At 59.0% G+C, this 14,863-nt stretch carries 15 protein-coding genes and 1 pseudogene; 8 read left to right on the top strand and 8 right to left on the bottom strand.

The genetic code is table 11. The annotated features are described in order from the left end of the window. The first annotated feature begins 202 nt into the window (after positions 1-202). Positions 203-1,171, top strand: coding sequence for a tyrosine-type recombinase/integrase (locus tag DFO48_RS03685; protein WP_232538231.1), 969 nt, complete (start codon positions 203-205; stop codon positions 1,169-1,171). Positions 1,172-1,402: 231 nt separating this feature from the next. Here the strand turns inward: DFO48_RS03685 and DFO48_RS03680 are convergent, their stop codons facing one another. The 6 genes from DFO48_RS03680 to DFO48_RS03655 all read right to left on the bottom strand — a co-directional run bounded on the left by DFO48_RS03680 (position 1,403) and on the right by DFO48_RS03655 (position 8,754). Further along, positions 1,403-1,741: a copper-binding protein gene (locus DFO48_RS03680; protein WP_003075106.1), complete on the bottom strand. Its 339-nt coding sequence runs from the start codon at positions 1,739-1,741 to the stop codon at positions 1,403-1,405. An 11-nt stretch (positions 1,742-1,752) separates the two neighbouring features. After that, entirely contained in the window at positions 1,753-4,935 is a 3,183-nt protein-coding gene (locus DFO48_RS03675) for an efflux RND transporter permease subunit (RefSeq protein ID WP_034359533.1), read from the bottom strand. Continuing rightward, the gene (locus tag DFO48_RS03670; RefSeq protein WP_003080380.1) at positions 4,932-6,452 is read right to left on the bottom strand and encodes an efflux RND transporter periplasmic adaptor subunit; all 1,521 of its coding nucleotides are present in this window, start codon (positions 6,450-6,452) and stop codon (positions 4,932-4,934) included. Before DFO48_RS03670 ends, DFO48_RS03675 begins: the two co-directional genes overlap by 4 nt. Next, entirely contained in the window at positions 6,449-7,681 is a 1,233-nt protein-coding gene (locus DFO48_RS03665) for a TolC family protein (protein ID WP_114862553.1), read from the bottom strand. Before DFO48_RS03665 ends, DFO48_RS03670 begins: the two co-directional genes overlap by 4 nt. A gap of 76 nt (positions 7,682-7,757) precedes the next feature. Further along, the gene (locus DFO48_RS03660; RefSeq protein ID WP_114862552.1) at positions 7,758-8,141 is read right to left on the bottom strand and encodes a hypothetical protein; all 384 of its coding nucleotides are present in this window, start codon (positions 8,139-8,141) and stop codon (positions 7,758-7,760) included. Positions 8,142-8,409: 268 nt separating this feature from the next. Continuing rightward, entirely contained in the window at positions 8,410-8,754 is a 345-nt protein-coding gene (locus tag DFO48_RS03655) for a DUF4148 domain-containing protein (protein ID WP_003055050.1), read from the bottom strand. A gap of 328 nt (positions 8,755-9,082) precedes the next feature. Here DFO48_RS03655 and DFO48_RS03650 point away from each other — a divergent pair, with 328 nt between their 5' ends. Then, positions 9,083-9,463, top strand: coding sequence for a chromate transporter (locus tag DFO48_RS03650; protein WP_158545654.1), 381 nt, complete (start codon positions 9,083-9,085; stop codon positions 9,461-9,463). Positions 9,464-9,513: 50 nt separating this feature from the next. Here the strand turns inward: DFO48_RS03650 and DFO48_RS03645 are convergent. After that, positions 9,514-10,215 (bottom strand): annotated as a pseudogene (locus tag DFO48_RS03645) (DMT family transporter); the annotation flags it as partial. A 54-nt stretch (positions 10,216-10,269) separates the two neighbouring features. After that, a complete protein-coding gene (locus tag DFO48_RS03640) occupies positions 10,270-10,704 on the bottom strand; it encodes a mercury resistance transcriptional regulator MerR (protein ID WP_000414383.1) in 435 nt (144 codons plus the stop codon). A gap of 71 nt (positions 10,705-10,775) precedes the next feature. On the opposite strand from DFO48_RS03640, the gene DFO48_RS03635 reads away from it, so the two are divergent. The 6 genes from DFO48_RS03635 (at position 10,776) to DFO48_RS25565 (ending at position 14,776) form a co-directional block, all read left to right on the top strand. Then, positions 10,776-11,126, top strand: a complete 351-nt coding sequence (locus DFO48_RS03635) for a mercuric transport protein MerT (RefSeq protein ID WP_001294666.1) — start codon at positions 10,776-10,778, stop codon at positions 11,124-11,126. Positions 11,127-11,141: 15 nt separating this feature from the next. Further along, positions 11,142-11,417, top strand: coding sequence for a mercury resistance system periplasmic binding protein MerP (gene merP / locus DFO48_RS03630; RefSeq protein ID WP_000732290.1), 276 nt, complete (start codon positions 11,142-11,144; stop codon positions 11,415-11,417). A gap of 71 nt (positions 11,418-11,488) precedes the next feature. Then, positions 11,489-13,174 (top strand): mercury(II) reductase, encoded by a 1,686-nt coding sequence (gene merA, locus DFO48_RS03625; RefSeq protein ID WP_003090700.1) that lies wholly within the window; start codon positions 11,489-11,491, stop codon positions 13,172-13,174. A gap of 17 nt (positions 13,175-13,191) precedes the next feature. Then, positions 13,192-13,557: a mercury resistance co-regulator MerD gene (merD, locus tag DFO48_RS03620; RefSeq protein WP_003090698.1), complete on the top strand. Its 366-nt coding sequence runs from the start codon at positions 13,192-13,194 to the stop codon at positions 13,555-13,557. Further along, positions 13,554-13,790, top strand: coding sequence for a broad-spectrum mercury transporter MerE (merE, locus tag DFO48_RS03615; RefSeq protein ID WP_003090697.1), 237 nt, complete (start codon positions 13,554-13,556; stop codon positions 13,788-13,790). The genes merD and merE overlap by 4 nt, the downstream gene beginning before the upstream one ends. Further along, entirely contained in the window at positions 13,787-14,776 is a 990-nt protein-coding gene (locus DFO48_RS25565; protein ID WP_001276635.1) for a DUF3330 domain-containing protein, read from the top strand. Before merE ends, DFO48_RS25565 begins: the two co-directional genes overlap by 4 nt. Positions 14,777-14,863: the final 87 nt, after the last annotated feature.

The following is a 14,863-nucleotide window of genomic DNA, read 5'->3' as shown; positions in this document are numbered from 1 at the left end:
ATTGCTTTTGCATGGACCGCACTGTAGGGAGCGGTCGGCGTTGCCTCCAGCGGAAACCGTGCGTTACATACATCACGGTTTCCGCTTGACATATCAAACCCGAATTGATCTATATTTTGAACTGTCGAGGTGTGTGTCTCGCCAGCCAAAGAAGGCGCCGATGAGGCGGCTTCTTCGTGCGGGCATTCACACGGGTAGATGAATGAATAATTTGCTTGTTGCCGGCACGATGGATGTTCCCGCCGGCTGGGATTTCCGTTTTGGAGATTTTCTAACCGATCTATTTTTTCAAGAGGGCCTGGCAGATAGCACTCTTCAGGTGCTCCAGATCCAGTTGCGAGCTTTCAACGCATGGCTGTTTGAAGCGACCGGCCGCTCTTGGGAACATGCTACGGTCGACGACTTGCAGGTATTCCTACTTAGCTGGAAAGACACCAGATCAGTGTCGGCGCTACGACTCAAACAATGGATGCTGCAGCGGCTGTACCGTTGGGCGAAAGAGTCCGGCATCGTGGACCTTGGCGTTCACCGCGCGCTGCTACCACTGCGCGGAGGCTTGCGCCGCCCACGTCGCCCACCATCGAGTAACGCGATCGCTAAGCTGATGGAGCTACCGGACACGAAAACTGCCAACGGCATGCGAGATCGCGCAGCTTTGGAGCTGCTTTATGGATCTGGACTACGTGCAGGAGAGCTGCTGAACATCACGCTCGATCAGGTCCCCGCCAGCGGCAAGCCCATGCAGATATGGGGAAAGGGGAGCAAAGAGCGTTTGGTTGTCGTTGGAGAACATGCTAGGTATTGGCTTGCTCAATACAAAGCGGCGCGACAAGCGATCCTTGCAGCCGGAGGCCATGGCAAAAGATCCACATCCAAACTGTTTGTTAGTAGCGGACGCTATCCAGACTACCGTTACTACCAGTTGCGCAGAATGGTCAGCCGTTACGGCCGCGAATGCGGCCTTCGCTTGACACCCCATGCATTGCGACACGCCTTTGCGTCGCATCTGCACCAGGGAAAAGCGTCTCTTCACACTATCCAGTTACTGCTGGGTCATGAGCGTCAAGAGACGACTGCACACTATGTCTCTATCTTGCATGAGGATATTCGTGCCATGGCGGATCAGCACCATCCACGTGGCGCGAATTTCGAGCGCTATGTGCGTTGGTAGTCTTGTCCCGTTGAGGCTGAATCGGTAGCATTTCCGCGTTTTCTACGCGCCTGAGCTTTTGAATATCGCAGAGCCATTGTCTCAAAGCACTACCCGCTGCACTGTCAGCAAATCAGCATGTGTAGCGCCATTCTTCCAATTTGTGGCAATGCAGCGTATCTGCTGTGTCTTGCGGTATAAACGAGGCTTTTCAGAAAATAGACTGTCATGGGTAGGGCAGTCTATTTTTTATTAGCGGCTCGGTTTCAATTCCGTAACTATGGCCTTACCCTTGATGACCTTGGCCTGGAACTTCACCTTGTCACCGACCTGCAGGCCGTCGAGCATCTTTTTGTCGGCCACCTCAAACCCCATGGTCATGGCGGGCATAGCCAGGTTCGGGATATCTCCATGACGCAAGACGATAAGGTTCTTTTGGACGTCGATCTTGCGGACTTCGCCATCAACGAGGGGCATGGTGGCTGCAGAGGCTCCAGTTCCAGGCGCCATCTGCATTTTCAAGTCCTGGGCGTGGACTACCGCGAACGCGACCAGAGCGAGAACTGTGGCAAGAATGTGGTTTGCCTTCATGAGTCTGTCTTTCAAAAATGCGGTTTGGAAGCTTCGATTGCGGGAGGGGTCTGGTTTGGAGCGTGGCGCCCAGTTGATGGACGCCTGCGATGGATCAAGTACCAGGCAGCTGGGATGACCAGCATGCTTAGGAGGGGGGCCGTGACCATACCGCCGACCATCGGTGCGGCGATGCGGGTCATGACTTCCGAGCCCGTGCCATGTCCGACCAGAATAGGAAGCAGACCCGCCATGACTACAGCCACGGTCATGGCCTTTGGCCGCACGCGCATGACGGCTCCCTCGCGAATGGCAGCCAGCAACGTTTCTTCATTGTCCGGCTCGCCTGAGGCTAGATGCTGTCTCCAGGCGTTCTGCAGGTAGACCAGCATCACGACGCCAAACTCGGCGGCAACGCCGGCCAGGGCAATGAACCCCACGGCAGAGGCCACCGACACCGCGTGACCGAGCGCCCAGATGAACCAGAATCCACCGACAAGCGAGAATGGAACTGCTGCCATGACCAATGCGGCATCGCCTGCACTGCGAAACAGGACGTAGAGCAGCATGAAGATGACAGCCAGAGTGAGTGGTACGACGACTTTCAGGCGTTCCGTAGCCCGCTCCAAGTACTCGAACTGGCCAGACCACGACAAGGCATAGCCGGCAGGCATGGCCACCTGCTTGGCGACAATGGCTTGCATGTCATGGACGACGGAGCGCAAGTCCCGGCCACGTACATCGACATAGACCCAGCCCGAGAGCCTTGCGTTTTCGCTGCGGATCATAGGTGGGCCTTCTGCGATGACGATCTTGGCAACGTCCTGCAGGAGCACAGTGGCACCCTTGTCTGTCACGAAAGGCAGCTTGCGCAGGCGTTCCAGCGAATCGCGGATTTCGCGCGGGTAGCGGACGTTCACTGGAAAACGCTCTCGACCCTGAATGACTTCTCCGACATTCTCACCACCGATGGCTGTGGATATGACCGCCTGCACGTCTGCCACAGAAAGTCCGAACCGCGCAGCGGCTTGTCGGTCCACATCCACGTCAATGTACCGGCCCCCTGTCAAGCGTTCGGCTAACGCGGAAGAAACACCAGGCACTCCGCGCACGGCGGATTCAATCTGTGCCGCGAGCTTGTCGATGGTGGCGAGGTCTGGTCCGGCGACCTTGATGCCGACGGGGCTCTTGATGCCGGTGGCCAGCATGTCGATGCGGTTGCGGATCGGGGGCACCCACACGTTTGATAGACCCGGAACCTTGACCACCCGGTCCAGTTCTTCAACCAGCTTCTCCGGGGTCATGCCAGGACGCCATTGCTCACGTGGCTTGAACTGGATCGTGGTCTCGAACATCTCCAGCGGCGCAGGATCGGTCGCAGTATCTGCCCGTCCCGCCTTGCCGAACACACGCTGAACCTCGGGCACTGTTTTGATAAGCCGGTCTGTCTGTTGCAACAACTCTGCGGCCTTTGAGACCGAAATACCAGGTAACGCCGAGGGCATGTACAACAGATCGCCTTCGTCCAGCGGCGGCATGAACTCACCGCCCAGCCGCATGACCGGAATTGCGGTGATGGCCAGGGCCAATGTCGCTGCCAGCAGCGTGAACTTAGGAAAACGCAAAACCAACTCCAAAGCAGGCCGGTAAATGGCGATAAGGCTTCTGTTGATAGGGTTCGCAGTTTCCTTTGGAATGCGTCCTCGAATGAGGTATCCCATCAGCACTGGAACCAGAGTCACCGACAAGCCAGCAGCAGCCGCCATCGCATAGGTCTTGGTGAAGGCCAGTGGCGAGAACAGCCGTCCTTCCTGGGCCTCCAGGGTGAACACGGGCAGGAACGACAGCGTGATGACCAGCAGCGAGAAGAACAGCGCAGGACCGACCTCCACGGCTGATTGCGCGATCAGTTCCCAGCGCTCGGCCACGGACGATGGGCGTCCATGTCGTTCTTCAAAGTGCTCCAGATGCTTGTGCGCAGCTTCGACCAGGACCACCGAGGCATCGACCATAGCCCCTAGAGCAATGGCCACACCGCCCAACGAGAGAATGTTCGCGCTCACGCCTTGCCAGTGCATCACGCCAAAAGCCGCTAGCACCCCAATAGGCAGTGTTACAACTGCCACCAGCGCGGAGCGCAGGTGGAATAGGAAGATGGCACAGACGACGGCGACGACGGCGAACTCCTCCAGAAGCTTGACACGCAGGTTGTCGACTGCACGATCAATGAGTTTGGAGCGGTCATAGGTTTCCACCACCTCAACGCCTTTGGGCAGACTGGGTTTGAGCGTCTCCAGCCTGGCTTTGACGGCTTCGATAGTGGCTCGGGCATTCTTGCCGGAGCGCATGACTACTACCCCTCCCGTGACTTCACCCTCACCATCTAGTTCGGCGATGCCCCGTCGCATTTCCGGGCCTATCTGGACTATGGCCACATCTCTCAGCAGCACGGGTGTCGCTCCGCTGAGGGTGATCGGGATGGTACGGAAGTCCTCCAGTGATTGAAGGAATCCGCGCGAGCGCACCATGTACTCGGTCTCGGCCATTTCCACTACCGAGCCGCCAGACGACTGATTGGCCTTCTGCAGGGCCTGCACGACCATGGACTGTGTGATGGCGAGCGTTCGCATGCGGTCCGGGTCGAGCACCACCTGGTATTGGCGGACCATGCCGCCGATGCTGGCGACTTCCGCCACATCCGGAACGGTTTTCAGCTCGAATTTCAGAAACCAGTCGTTGAGGGCTCTCAGCTGTCCAATATCGTTATGGCCGCTGCGGTCGACCAGCGCGTACTCGTAGACCCAGCCCACACCAGTGGCATCCGGGCCTAGCGCGGCTGTCGCACCTACTGGTAAGCGGCTTTGCACCTGGTTCAGATACTCCACCACCCGTGACCGTGCCCAGTATGGATCGGTCTTGTCGTCAAACAGGATATAGACGAAGGAGTCGCCAAAGAACGAATAGCCTCGGACGGTTTTAGCCCCAGGTACGCTCAGCATGGTTGTGGTCAGCGGGTAGGTCACGAGGTCCTCCACCACCTGGGGCGGCTTGCCTGGGTAGGTGGTGCGAACGATCACCTGTACGTCGCTGAGGTCCGGCAATGCATCGACCGGGGTGCGAGATGCCGACCAGATGCCTACCGCCACGAGGAACGCGGTGGCAATCAGCACTAGAAAGCGGTTGGTGATGGACCAACGGATCAGAGCAGCAATCACTTGGCGCCTCCGGTGGTTCCAGCGGCGCTGCCGCTTTTCTGCACGGAGATGACTTCCCAATCCATGGGCCCGCCTTTTCGGAACTCGAAGCGCACCAGATCTCCTGGCTTCAAGCCCGTGAGCGTCATCGAGTCGGCCTTGCCAAAGCTCATTGTCATGGCGGGCCACTTGAGAGCCGGCACAGGGCCATGCGAGATCGTGATCCCGTCGTCATCCATGCTTTCCACCTTGCCCTCGGCGCGGAAGATGTCGGGGGCTTCGGTGGCCGTAGCGGGCACAGGCTGGGATTGCCCGGCCTCCATGGCTCCCAGAGCTGACTTGAGCCGCGCTTCCGAGTCCACTAGGAATTGGCCGCTGGCAATCACCTCTTCGCCTTCGCGCAAGCCTTGCAGCACCTCCAATTGATCACCCAAGTCCTCGCCCAGTTTGATTTCCCGAGGCTCGAAGTTGCCAGACTCCTTGCGGACGATGACCAATGCACGGGTGCCGGTACGGATGACGGCTTCGGAAGGCAGGACTAGGCGCGAGGCTGGAGCGTCGCCGACCTGCAGGCGCAGCAGCAACCCGGGTATCAGTTTGCCGCTGCGGTTAACGACCTCGAATCGCGCTTGCAGGGTGCGTGTGCTGGCGTTGACCTGTGGCAGGATTTCCTTCAACTCGCCTTCGAAGGTTTGGGATGCATCGGCTTGCAGAACGGCCTTGACCTTCTGGCCACGCGTCAGACGTACGGCTTGTGCTTCCGGCACTTCAGCCACGGCCCAGACCTTCTCTAGGCCGGAGATACGGAACAACGTAAGGCCAGGTGACACCTGGGCTCCATCTCGCACACCAAGTTCCGTCACCACGCCATTTACCGGAGCCTGCAAGGTATAGCGAGCTTGGGCGACCCCGGTTTCCTCACTCTTGCGTACCAGTTCTGCGGGGATGGACATGGCGCGCATGCGCTCACGGGTTGCCGTAATAAGCTCCTGAGGTACACCTGAACGCTTGAGTGCGAGCAGTTCGTTTTGTGGCCCCAGCCACTCGGGCGCAAAAATGGTGGCCAAAGCCTGACCTTTGCGAACCTGCTCCATGGGAGCGCGCACAGCCAAATGCTCGACATAACCGGCAACACGGGTCTGAACGGCGACACTCAGACGCTCATCGAACTGCACCGTTCCAACGGCGTCGAACGACGCGCCGATGTCGGCTCGCTTGACCGTCGCGGTCCGAATGCCGAGGTTCTGCTGCACCGTTGGACTGACTTTGACACCTGTGTCATTGGCATCGTCCGCATAGACGGGCACCAATTGCATGTCCATGAATGGCGACTTGCCCGGTTTGTCAAAGCGTGGTCCCGGCACCATGGGGTCATGCCAGTAGAGGACCTTGCGCTCGCCTGTGGGAGCCTTGGATTCCGAGGCGGCTACGGCCTGGGGGGCAGCGCCTTCGGAGGTCAAGCGGCCAATAAAGAAGCCACCGGCTGCCAGCAGTACGCCTGCCGTAACCAATGAAGTGACCAGTGCTGTGCGCTTCATTGGGCACCTCCCTGAGCGATGGGTTTGAGGTTTAGTTGGGCCTGCGTACGTACCAAATCACGCTGCAGTGCGAGGAGTTTTCTCTGAGCTTCGACCTCGGCATGTCGTGCCTCAAACACGGCGGTCAGGGCCAATTGATTTGAGCGGTAGGCTGCCAGGGCGGCGGAAGTGCGCTGTCTGGCCGGAGTCACTACGGAGCCTTGGTATCTCTCGATACGCTGCTGCAGGCGCGCGGCGTCGCTAGTCAAGGTGCGGTAATCGGCCATGGCTGCGCGCATTCCCTCCGTCAGGTCAGCCTCTGCTTTGTCGACCATGGCCAGCTTGGCCGAGGTTTCGCGGTCTTGGCGCTGGCTTGGTGCGATTTGGAGCGGGATGCTGACACCGACCGAAACCAAATCGGAATAGCCGGTGCGCTGGCCGTAGGACACTTCCCAGGTCCAGTTGGGAGAGCGCTCCTTGGCTGCGACGTTTGCACTCTGGCGAGCAATTTCGACGTCGCTTTTTAAGCCTGCGACGGCTGGATATCTCGCCACGTAGTCCCATTCCTCGGGAACCGGGAAGGCAGGCGGCTTGTTGAGGGCATCGGGAAGAATGCCGATCCAGCGTTGCAGACTAACCATGGCTGCAGACTGCTGTTGGCGAACCTCTTCGCTTTCATCCTCTGCAATCCCTTTGGCGGATAGGAGCTGCAACGCTTCTGCGCTGTTGCCTGTGGCAGCTACTATGCGGCTTTTTGCCGCATTCAGCTCCTCGTGCAAGTGATGCTCGGTTTGTGTGGTTAGCTTGAGTGCTTCAGTGGCGAACCACGCATCGACATACGCCATGCTGACCTGCAGGCGAGCCTCGGCTTCGGCAATGTCTTTTTGTACGGCATCGCGGTCGGCCCGTGCACGAGCCACACCTTCGCGCGCGGCTCGTTTATCTGCAGAGAGCCACTCCTGGCTGACACCGATGCGCTTCATCGTCATGGACTCACGGGTACCGCTGAAGCGGTCTGAGCCGGTAACCGGCAAATTGTCGATGCCGGCCCGCAGCATGGGATCTGGCAACTGATCCGCAGCCTGGATGGAATGGACAGAGCCTTGCATCGCCGCCTGGGCTGCGCGGGCTGCTTCGGAGCGTTGGACGGCCAAGCTTATTGCCTGGTCGAATGAAATCGATTCTGCAGCAGCAACGGCCGGCAGAAAGACGGCAGCCAAGGAGGCTGCTCGCAAAAAAATAGGGGACATGGAAACTCCGTGGACGAACGAGGGCATTGCCGGCGTATGGACAAGCCACGCCAGCACCAGTCAGTCGACGAAGTGATCAGACTCTGAGTCTGAGAATAGAGAGAAAAAGAGGGTCCGGAGGCGGTCGAACGTCCAAGGTGATGGGCCAGGACACTGCAAGCGCAGCATCAAATTCGAGCACTAGCGGCAGCTCCAATACCTGCACGATGGCTGGTAATGACGCCACGGGCAGTTTGATTGCCTCGAAGGTCACATCCGGGGCATTGGTGTACTGATGACACAGAACCGGTTGCTGTTGGTCCATGCCTTCGCATGGCATGCCGGCCTCCATCCTGGCCGTCATCGCTTCAACGCTGTCCTCTTGCGGGCAGACGTAGCCCGCCAACGCCAGCTGTGCGAACAGCACCGAAAGCACCACCACGATGGCGGTGGTCAGGCGGTAAATGCGACGATGCAGCATGATTACAGGAAGTGCAGTCAATCTACCAGCCTTGGGCAGTCAACGCTACACGACATAACCGCTTTCTAGATGTCAAAGGTCTTAGAGGGGGCAGATGGCCTGCACGCATCTTATTCGTCGCCTTGGCTAAAGGAGGCTGAAGAAGCCTCCATATTGTAAACACAAGTCCCAGATGCTGAAATGTCAGTCAAGCAAAGCCAATAGGTGAATGAAATGGTTTAAGTCTTAGGCCCAGTATACGACGGTGGACCTAAGACACACTCAAGGCTTAGCGCGCCATAGATTGGAGACGGGCCTCACGCTCTGAAGGTGATTCACGCAGCAGTTCATTGATTACTTCTGCGCGTGTTTTGCTAGAGCCCACGCTAGGTACCTGGGTTGGATAGTTGCTTTCGCCGTACGACAGGCGACCCTGTTTCATCGCAGTTTCAGTTTCTGCTATGACTTGAGCTCGGGTTTTTTGGCTCACGAAATGCTCTGGATGCACGATCACGCCTCGTTCATTATTTGCCGGATGCTCGTAGCCTGCTGAGGCAATACCCGGAAGCGCTAGGACAATGGCTGCTGCAGCACTTGCCAGTGTGGAAGAGATGAAGAATCGGCTTTTAGACATGGTTGAAGCTCCTAAGAAAGTCGTTGAACACAATCTCCTGGGCCTTGATCAAGGTGAAGAGAAGATGTGTTGATCTTAGGAATCGGCGCCCAACAAAATCGGGACAGCGCGGTGACATTGTTGTCAGCTTCTTTGCAGCCTCCTTGGCTTCAGAGGTTCAACTCAGTGCGCCAGTTGAGACGAACAAAGCATGGCATGTAAATCCGTTCGAGGTGGCTCAAGCAGGATTGCGAAGTACATCTAGACATCCACGCAGCTTAAAGGTTGAGACTCGCTTCGCAACCCGGAGGTTATGCCGACCGACTATTGGAAAAATGGAATGGCATGCATGACCAACCCTGGACCTATTGTCAGTACGCCAGTGTTTAATGGCTTTCTCGTGCACGGTTTCAGAGGCGTGGTCGAGGCGGCTGCGGCGACTTTCTGCATTGCCTCTTGTTCACGTTGGTTCTATCTCCGTATTTCAAGAAATATGGAAAAAAAGCCAGGCTTCATCGCCATTGTTCGTGGGATTACTGCTGCAGCGATAGGAAAAATCATCGGTGCAGTTGCAGTCATTGCGCAGCGATCAATTACAGACGGGATCGCCGCTGCAATTTCTATCATTTCTACAGTAACTCAGTGGAAACTTCAAACAAAGCTCCCAGGGCCAGTCATCGTCGCAGCAGCTTCAGATGTTGGCCTTGTCATCTATCAACTAGATCATTGACATCGTAAGGCGAGTGCGGTTCACGCGTGTCGGCACGCTGAATCTGCACATCAGTGTTTGTGTTCGTGCTGATGATGGAAATCTGGGAAATGCTCATGGTTGTGCGTCGTAGGCTCATGAGTGTGCAAATGTGCATGCTTACCCGTTGGCATCGACCCATCCGCGTGGACATGCTGATGATGCTCATCATGTTCATGTTCATGTTCATGACTATGTTCTAGCAACTCATGGGTGTGCTCGTGCTGATGGGTTTCAGTAAGGTGTAGCCAGACCCCGATACCCATCAAAACGCCAGCAACGAGCAATCGAGGCGATGCAGGCTCTCCCAAGAAAGCAATGGCCAGCACGGCTCCAAAAAACGGCGCGATGGAGAAATACGCCCCTGTGCGAGCTGTACCCAGATAGCGCAAGGCGATCACGAACAAGACCAAGCTCGTGCCATAGCTCAGGAAGCCAATCACCGCCCCCAAAGCCACGACTCCTGGTGACGGCCAGACTGCACCAGTTGCCAGAGCCAACAGCAAATTGGTAGCGCCGGCAGCCAGGCCCTTCATCATGGCAATGAAGGAGGCATCCGCAATCGACACCTTACGGGTCAGGTTGTTATCAATGGCCCAGGACAGACAGGCACCGAGCACTGCAAGCGTGGGCCAAAGACTGGCAGTGCTTGTTTGACTCGGCCAACTGAGCACGACTGCACCAGCGACGATTGCCACCATCCCCAAGGCGATGCGGCGATCAAAGTTTTCTTTGGGGTCGTCTCAGAAAACGGAAAATAAAGCACGCTAAGGCGTAACTACCCTCGGCTACACCGCGTCGGCACCACGCGGCTCTTTCTCCCCTTGCAGCGAAGCAATCAGCGGGCAAGAAACGTTCCCTTGCCGCGCATGGCAGGCGAACACAAGTTCGGATAGCACGGTTTCCATGCGCGCCAGGTCGGTCATTTTTTCGCGCACGTCCTGAAGCTTGTGCTCGGCCAGGCTGCTGGCTTCCTCGCAGTGGGTGCCGTCATCCAGCCTCAGCAGCTCTGCGATCTCGTCGAGGCTGAATCCGAGCCGCTGGGCTGATTTCACGAAGCGCACCCGCGTCACATCCGCCTCGCCATAGCGGCGGATGCTGCCATAGGGCTTGTCCGGCTCCGGCAACAAGCCCTTGCGCTGATAGAACCGGATTGTTTCCACGTTGACCCCGGCCGCCTTGGCGAAAACGCCAATAGTCAGATTCTCCAAATTTTTTTCCATATCGCTTGACTCCGTACATTGGTACGGAAGTAAGCTTAAGCTATCCAATCCAGATTTGAAAGGACAAGCGTATGTCTGAACCTCAAAACGGGCGCGGGGCGCTCTTCACTGGCGGGCTAGCCGCCATCCTCGCCTCGGCTTGCTGCCTGGGGCCGCTGGTTCTGATCGCCCTGGGGTTCAGCGGCGCTTGGATCGGCAACTTGACGGTGTTGGAACCTTATCGCCCGATCTTCATCGGCGCGGCGTTGGTGGCGCTGTTTTTCGCCTGGCGGCGCATCTACCGACCGGCGCAAGCCTGCAAACCAGGGGATGTGTGTGCGATTCCCCAAGTGCGCGCTACTTACAAGCTCATTTTCTGGGTCGTGGCCGCGCTGGTTCTGGTCGCGCTCGGATTTCCCTACGTCATGCCATTTTTCTATTAATCACAGGAGTTCATCATGAAAAAACTGTTTGCCTCTCTCGCCATCGCTGCCGTTGTTGCCCCCGTGTGGGCCGCCACCCAGACCGTCACGCTGTCCGTACCGGGCATGACCTGCTCCGCTTGTCCGATCACCGTCAAGAAGGCGATTTCCAAGGTCGAAGGCGTCAGCAAAGTTAACGTGACCTTCGAGACACGCGAAGCGGTTGTCACCTTCGATGATGCCAAGACCAGCGTGCAGAAGCTGACCAAGGCCACCGAAGACGCAGGCTATCCGTCCAGCGTCAAGAAGTGAGGCACTGAAAACGGCAGCGCAGCACATCTGACGCCCTTGTCTGCTACCACAAACGAAAAAGGATCTGTCGCATGACCCATCTAAAAATCACCGGCATGACCTGCGACTCGTGCGCGGCGCACGTCAAGGAAGCGCTGGAAAAAGTACCCGGCGTCCAATCTGCCATAGTGTCCTATGCCAAGGGCGCGGCCCAGCTCGCCCTTGATCCAGGCACAGCGCCGGACGCACTGACCGCCGCCGTGGCTGGCCTGGGCTACAAAGCGATGCTCGCCGATGCCCCGCCGACCGACAACCGCACTGGGCTGTTCGACAAGGTGCGCGGCTGGATGGGTGCCGCCGACAAGGGCAGCGGCGGCGAGCGCCCGTTGCAAGTCGCCGTGATCGGCAGCGGTGGAGCCGCGATGGCGGCAGCACTGAAGGCCGTCGAGCAAGGCGCGCAGGTCACGCTGATTGAGCGCGGCACCATCGGCGGCACCTGCGTCAACGTCGGTTGTGTGCCGTCCAAGATCATGATCCGCGCCGCCCACATCGCCCATCTGCGCCGGGAAAGCCCATTCGACGGCGGCATGCCACCCACACCGCCGACGATCTTGCGCGAGCGGCTGCTGGCCCAGCAGCAGGCCCGTGTCGAAGAACTCCGTCATGCCAAGTACGAAGGCATCCTGGACGGCAATTCAGCCATCACCGTTCTGCACGGTGAAGCGCGTTTCAAGGACGACCAGAGCCTTATCGTTAGTTTGAACGAGGGTGGTGAGCGCGTCGTGATGTTCGACCGCTGCCTGGTCGCCACGGGTGCCAGTCCGGCCATGCCGCCGATTCCGGGCCTGAAAGAGTCACCCTACTGGACTTCGACCGAGGCCTTGGTCAGCGACACCATTCCCGAACGCCTGGCCGTCATCGGCTCGTCGGTGGTGGCGCTGGAACTGGCGCAAGCCTTCGCCCGGCTGGGTAGCCAGGTCACGATCCTTGCGCGCAGCACGCTGTTCTTCCGCGAAGACCCTGCCATCGGCGAGGCCGTCACAGCCGCCTTCCGTGCCGAAGGAATCAAGGTACTGGAACATACGCAAGCCAGCCAAGTCGCCCATGTGGACGGCGAATTCGTGCTGACCACTGGACAGGGCGAAGTGCGCGCCGACAAGCTGCTGGTCGCCACCGGCCGGACACCGAACACGCGCAGCCTGGCATTGGAAGCGGCGGGGGTAGCCGTCAATGCGCAGGGGGCCATCGTCATCGACAAGGGCATGCGCACCAGTAGCCCGAACATCTACGCGGCCGGCGACTGCACCGACCAGCCGCAGTTCGTCTATGTGGCGGCAGCGGCCGGCACTCGTGCGGCCATTAACATGACCGGCGGCGACGCCGCCATCAATCTGACCGCGATGCCGGCCGTGGTGTTCACCGACCCGCAAGTGGCGACCGTGGGCTACAGCGAGGCGGAAGCGCACCACGATGGCATCGAAACCGACAGCCGCACGCTGACGCTCGACAACGTGCCGCGTGCGCTCGCCAACTTCGATACCCGCGGCTTCATCAAGCTGGTCATCGAGGAAGGCAGCGGACGGCTGATTGGCGTACAGGTGGTGGCCCCGGAAGCGGGCGAACTGATCCAGACGGCTGTTCTCGCCATTCGCAACCGCATGACGGTGCAGGAACTAGCCGACCAGTTGTTCCCCTACCTAACGATGGTCGAGGGCTTGAAGCTCGCGGCGCAGACCTTCAGCAAGGACGTGAAGCAACTGTCCTGCTGCGCCGGATAAGGAAAAGGAGGTGTTCGATGAACGCCTACACAGTGTCCCGACTGGCCCTTGAGGCCGGGGTGAGCGTGCATATCGTGCGCGACTACCTGCTGCGCGGATTGCTGCGGCCAGTCGCCTGCACCACGGGCGGCTACGGCTTGTTCGATGACGCCGCCTTGCAGCGGCTGTGCTTTGTGCGGGCCGCTTTTGAGGCGGGCATCGGCCTGGACGCATTGGCGCGGTTGTGCCGGGCGCTGGATGCGGCGGACTGCGATGAAACAGCCGCACAGCTTGCCGTGCTGAGTCAGTTCGTCGAACGCCGACGCGAAGCGTTGGCCGATCTGGAAGTGCAGTTGGCCGCGATGCCGACCGCGCCGGCCCAGCAAGCGGAGAGTCTGCCATGAACAGCCCCGAGCGCTTGCCGACCGAGACACACAAGCCGTTCACCGGCTACCTGTGGGGTGCGCTGGCGGTGCTCACCTGTCCCTGTCATTTGCCGATTCTCGCCATTGTGCTGGCCGGCACGACGGCCGGCGCGTTCATCGGCGAGCACTGGGGTATTGCAGCCCTCACGCTGACCGGCTTGTTTGTCCTGTCTGTGACGCGGCTGCTGCGGGCCTTCAGAGGTCGATCATGAGCGCTTCCCAGCCAATTGAATGGACAGTGGCGCAACTGGCGCAGGCGGTCGAGCGCGGGCAGCTTGAGCTGCACTACCAGCCGATTGTCGATTTGCGCAGTGAGCAGATTGTCGGCGCGGAAGCCCTGTTGCGCTGGCGTCATCCGACGCTCGGACTGTTGCCGCCGGGCCAGTTCCTGCCCGTGATCGAATCGTCCGGCCTGATGCCGGAAATCGGCGCATGGGTGCTGGGCGCAGCCTGCCGTCAAATGCGCGACTGGCGGGTGCTGGCATGGCAACCGTTCCGGCTGGCCGTCAATGTTTCGGCGAGCCAAGTGGGGCCAGATTTCGACAAGTGGGTAAAGGGCGTGCTGGCCGATGCCGGGTTGCCCGCCGCGTATCTTGAAATTGAGCTGACCGAATCGGTTGCGTTCGGTGATCCGGCGATCTTCCCCGCCCTGGAAGCTTTGCGACAGATCGGTGTGCGCTTCGCCGCCGACGACTTCGGCACCGGCTATTCCTGCCTGCAACACCTGAAATGCTGCCCCATCAGCACGCTCAAGATCGACCAATCGTTTGTCGCCGGACTCGCCAACGACCACCGCGACCAGACCATCGTGCGCACCGTGATTCAGCTTGCGCATGGGCTTGGCATGGAAGTAGTGGCCGAAGGCGTGGAAACATCGGCGAGTCTTGATTTGTTGCGACAAGCGGACTGCGACACAGGACAAGGCTTCCTGTTCGCCAAGCCGATGCCGGCGGCGGCATTCGCCGTCTTCGTCAGTCAATGGAGGGGTGCCACCATGAATGCAAATGATCCGACTGCCACCAGTTGCTGCGTGTGCTGCAAGGAAATCCCGCTCGATGCCGCCTTCACCCCGGAAGGCGCGGAATACGTCGAGCACTTCTGCGGGCTGGAGTGCTATCAGCGCTTCCAGGCGCGCGCCAAGACCGGGAGCGAAACCGATGCCGATCCGAACGCCTGCGACTCATCACTGTCAGACTGAGGCATACCCTATCCTGATGTCAGGAGAAGCCACCCAGCAACGTCAGAATAGAGTTAACTTTTGTGTTTCTTGACACCTGCGGCGAAA

The sequence above is a fragment of the Comamonas sp. AG1104 genome (assembly GCF_003350425.1).
Taxonomy (GTDB): Bacteria; Pseudomonadota; Gammaproteobacteria; order Burkholderiales; family Burkholderiaceae_C; genus Comamonas; species Comamonas testosteroni.
This window is presented reverse-complemented; position numbering and strand designations above follow the sequence as displayed.